Source organism: Streptomyces sp. NPDC006265 (genome assembly GCF_040613555.1).
GTDB lineage: Bacteria > Actinomycetota > Actinomycetes > Streptomycetales > Streptomycetaceae > Streptomyces.
This window is the reverse complement of the sequence record NZ_JBEXSH010000850.1, coordinates 1-3,894: the sequence shown is the minus strand read 5'-3', so window position 1 is coordinate 3,894 and position 3,894 is coordinate 1. Positions and strand designations below refer to the sequence as shown.

The window sequence follows — 3,894 nt, the reverse complement described above, 5'->3', positions numbered from 1 at the left end:
GACGTCGGGGTGGACGGGCAGCTCCGAGAGGGCGCCGAGCACATGGGCCACGGCTGCCGCCAGGTCCGCTTCGCCGTGCCTGTGCCCGTGCCGGGCGAGGAGCGTGCGCAGGCCGTCGCCGGCGAGATCGGCGAAAGCGGCGTGGCCACCGGCGAGAGTGAGGGCCACGCCGTCCCGGAGCACGCCCGCGAACCACTGCTCCCGCAGCCCGCCGGGCAGACCGGCCTCCGCCATGCGGGCGGCCAGCGGCGACATGTCCGTGAGCGTCTCGTTGACGTCGAAGACGAGCGCGCCGCGGCCCGGATCAGCGGACACCTGGGTCACCGCCGGGCATCGCGAGGGGCAGGGCGTCCACTGCCTGACGTTCTTCGCGTTGAATCCACGACCAGGTGGCGACGGCCGCGACGATTCCGAGAGGCAGCATGCCGACGATCATGGCGAGACCCTCGGCCTGGCGCCCTGACGCGATCACGCCCAGCGCGGGAATGTCCAGCAGCGGCGCGGCGAGGAACAGGTAAAGACACCGGCCGGGATCGCTGAGGCGGTGCCGGGTGCAGGCGACGACTGGCACCCAGAAGACGAAGGCGGCCAGGAGCAGTACCAGTTCCGACGCGACGGCGACGCCGGTCGGCAAGGGATGCACCAGGTCGGCGAGGACCACCCACGCGTGCACCAGGACCAGCAGGGGCAGGGCGAGACCCGGGGGCAGACTCATCCGCTGCCACAGCGGCGCCCGCCGGGTGAGCCGGACGGCGCCGGGCACCACCGCGGCCAGCAGGAGGCCCGACCCGGCCATCGCCACCACGGCCGACAGCGTTCCGTGGGTCGAGTGGTCCATCGTGCTCACTCCTCCCGCGCTGTCGTACCGCGTACCGCGAGCGCCGCGGCCACCAGCAACAGGGGACCTGCCAGGGCCAGCAGCCACCAGCCGTAGATAAAGGACAGGGCGACGAGCAGGAAGCCGAACGCGGCGGGCGCCACCGCGCCTGCCGAGCGGTCCGGCACCCGGTAGCGGACGTGCTGGTCGGGTCCCGTGCGAGAGGAGACGAGAACGAGGAGGGCGGCCAGTTCCAGCACGACGACGACGCTGCCCCACAGCCAGTACACCATCGTGTTCTCGCCGTACACCATGAGCACGGTGAGGAGCAGGGCGTTGAGCAGACCCCAGCCGGCCACGACCACGAAGGACAGGTGCCGCTTCACGACCCGCTCCCCCCTGCCGTGGCCTCCTGCTTCCTGCGCTGTCGCAGGTCCAGCAGGGGCGCGAAGCTGGTGATGGGTGGCACCGGATGCTCCGGGGTGAAGTTGAACCGGGGCGGCGGCGACGAGGTGGCCCATTCCAGGCTGTGACCGCCCCACGGGTCGTCCGGGGCCTTCTCCGCGCTCCCCAGCGTCCGCCGGCGCAGGGTCCACAGCACGTTGACGGCGAACACGGCCATCGCAGCGGCGAGGAAGGCCGCACCGATGCTGGACAGGAGATTCATCCAACCGAATCCCTCGAAGGCCGCGTAGGTGGCGACCCTGCGCGGCATGCCGAGGTAGCCGAGGGCGAACATGGGCAGGAAGGTCACATTGGTGCCGATCATCAGCAGCCAGAAGTGCAGCCGGGTCGCCCTGTGGCCCAGCATCACGCCGGTCACCTTCGGGAACCAGAAGTACACCCCGGCGAACAGCCCGAAGGCACTGCCCGCGAACAGCACGTAGTGAAGATGAGCGACGACGAAGTAGCTGTCGGTGACGTGGTAGTCGATCACCGGGGTGCCGACCATGATGCCGGTGAGCCCACCGATCAGGAACTGCGGGATGAACGCCAGGGCGAACAGCATCGGAGGAGCCAGCCGCAGCCGTCCGCCGACGATGGTCCCGACCATGGCGAAGTACTCCACGCCCGCGGGGACGAGCAGCGTGATGGAGGCCAACGAGTAGTAGTCGTTGGTCGCCTGGCCGGTGGCGAACATGTGGTGGCCCCACACACTCATCGACAGCGCGGCGAACACGAGCAACGACAGCACCGTGCCCGTGTAGCCGAAGAAGCGGCGCCCGGAGAAGACGGCGAGCACCTCGGCCACCGTGGCCAGGTACGGAAAGAACATCACGTACACCACGGGATGGCCGTAGAACCAGAACAGGTGCTGGTACCCGATGTTCCACACGTTGTGATCGAAGATCGACGGGTCGGCGCGCCCGGCGGCGAGCAGGACGAGCGCCGCCAGCAGGGCGGGGAAGGCGCCGATCACCATCAGGGAGCTGGCGATCATCGACCAGGAGAACACCGGGAGGCGCAGCATCGTCATGCCGTGTGTGCGCTTGCGCAGCACCGTCCACAGTACGGTCCAGCCCATGATGATGGTCCCGGTGGTGGACAGGAACACTCCCACGATCCACAGGTCGGACCCCACGCCCGGCGAGTTGACGCTGTCAGCCATCGGCGGATAGGAGAACCAGCCGTCGGCATGGGCTCCGAGGGGAGTGGCGAAGCCAGAGAGCATGACCAGGGCGCCGAGCGCGTAGAGCCAGTAGCCCAGCAGTGTCGAGCGCGGCATGGCGATACCCGGGGCCCCGATCTGCAACGGCACGAGGTACATGCCCATCCCGAGTGCGAACGGGGTGAACACCATGTAGATCATGCCGGAGCCGTGGATGGTGAACAGCTGGTTGAAGGTGTGGGTGCTCACCAGATGCTGCTCCGGCTGGGCCAGCTGGACGCGCATGGTCAGGGCGAGGGTGCCCATGGCCATGAGCACCACCAGGGCGGTGCCCATGGTCAGCACGCCGATCCGCTTGTGGTCGGTGCTGGTCACCCAGCCCAGCCAGCCGCCCGGCGAAACCGCCCGTCCGCCGGTGTCCTCCTTCGTGGTGGTGGGCGAGACCGTCATGCGGCGGCGCCCTGTCCGCCGCCCTGCAGCCAGCGGTCGTACTCCTCTGGCGAGACGGCCTTCAGCCAGAAGTGCATCTTGTAGTGGAGCTGGCCACAGAATTCGGCGCACTTGCCCATCCAACGGCCTTCCTTGTCCAGGGTGACGGTGAAGGTGTTCATGTGGTCGGGGAAGGCGTCCATCTTGTAGCGCAGATGCGGGATCCACATCGAGTGGATGACGTCACGGGAGGTCAGGTGGAACTCCACGGGGCGGCCGGTCGGTACCACGACGGTCGGCAGGTCGCCCCCCTTGCACGTCCCGTCGACTTCGCGCGAGTCGGGCGCCTGGGGGTAGCTGAAGTTCCAGCACCACTGGAACGCGGAGACGTCGACCCGCACGGGCCGCTCGGCCGCCTGATGGTGTTCCCGGTTGTTCTGCCAGGCGGTCCAAGCCACCAGGAACACGGCGAACGCGGCCAGGATGCCCACGTAGTAGGCCTCGAGACGCGGGCGTTCGGCACGCGAAGAGGGGATCACCCGTCGCCCTGCCCGGCGCATGAGAAGCGCGTAGCCGAACAGGACGATCACCACGAGGAAGACCACGGCGGCGACGATCGACTCCAAGGCGAGGACGTCGCCGAAGATATGACGTTGCTTCACTGCCCCACCATTTCCGAATCGTCGGCGGCGTTCCGTCGAACGCCTCTGCCCAGGCGCGCCCGCTGTTCGCGAACGAGGCCATGCGGACATTACGGATAAGCTTCCAGAGCTGCTAGCTGACACACCGCCAACGGGGGTGCCCCGGGCGTCCACGCCTCACACCCGGATGACCGCGGGCTTCCGCTCCGGGCTAGTGCCGCGGCAGGCAACGTTCGCCCCGTCACGACGCCCGGCACGCTCCCCCACGCTCTCGACTCCGCTCGAGCAGGGGGGGTACCCCCATCGCCGCACCGGCCGAAACCCCGAGTACGTCCAGTACGAGGGCTTCCGGCCGGCACGCCGAGAGCACGCACCAAACGCCGCTCCTCAACGGGCAA

The 3,894-nt window shown here is 68.8% G+C and carries 4 protein-coding genes and 1 pseudogene; all 5 read right to left on the bottom strand.

Annotated features, from left to right (window positions below; translation table 11 throughout):
• Positions 1 to 315, bottom strand: a pseudogene (locus ABZ281_RS41370) (haloacid dehalogenase type II); the annotation flags it as partial.
• Positions 305 to 838, bottom strand: a complete 534-nt coding sequence (locus ABZ281_RS41365; RefSeq protein ID WP_356663092.1) for a hypothetical protein — start codon at positions 836 to 838, stop codon at positions 305 to 307. The pseudogene ABZ281_RS41370 and the gene ABZ281_RS41365, both read right to left, overlap by 11 nt.
• A gap of 5 nt (positions 839 to 843) precedes the next feature.
• Positions 844 to 1,203: a hypothetical protein gene (locus ABZ281_RS41360; protein ID WP_356663091.1), complete on the bottom strand. Its 360-nt coding sequence runs from the start codon at positions 1,201 to 1,203 to the stop codon at positions 844 to 846.
• Positions 1,200 to 2,876, bottom strand: coding sequence for a cbb3-type cytochrome c oxidase subunit I (locus ABZ281_RS41355; RefSeq protein WP_356663090.1), 1,677 nt, complete (start codon positions 2,874 to 2,876; stop codon positions 1,200 to 1,202). Before ABZ281_RS41355 ends, ABZ281_RS41360 begins: the two co-directional genes overlap by 4 nt.
• On the bottom strand, positions 2,873 to 3,517 hold the full coding sequence (coxB, locus tag ABZ281_RS41350; RefSeq protein WP_356663089.1) for a cytochrome c oxidase subunit II: 645 nt from the start codon (positions 3,515 to 3,517) through the stop codon (positions 2,873 to 2,875). The genes ABZ281_RS41355 and coxB overlap by 4 nt, the downstream gene beginning before the upstream one ends.
• Between the last annotated feature and the right edge of the window lie 377 nt (positions 3,518 to 3,894).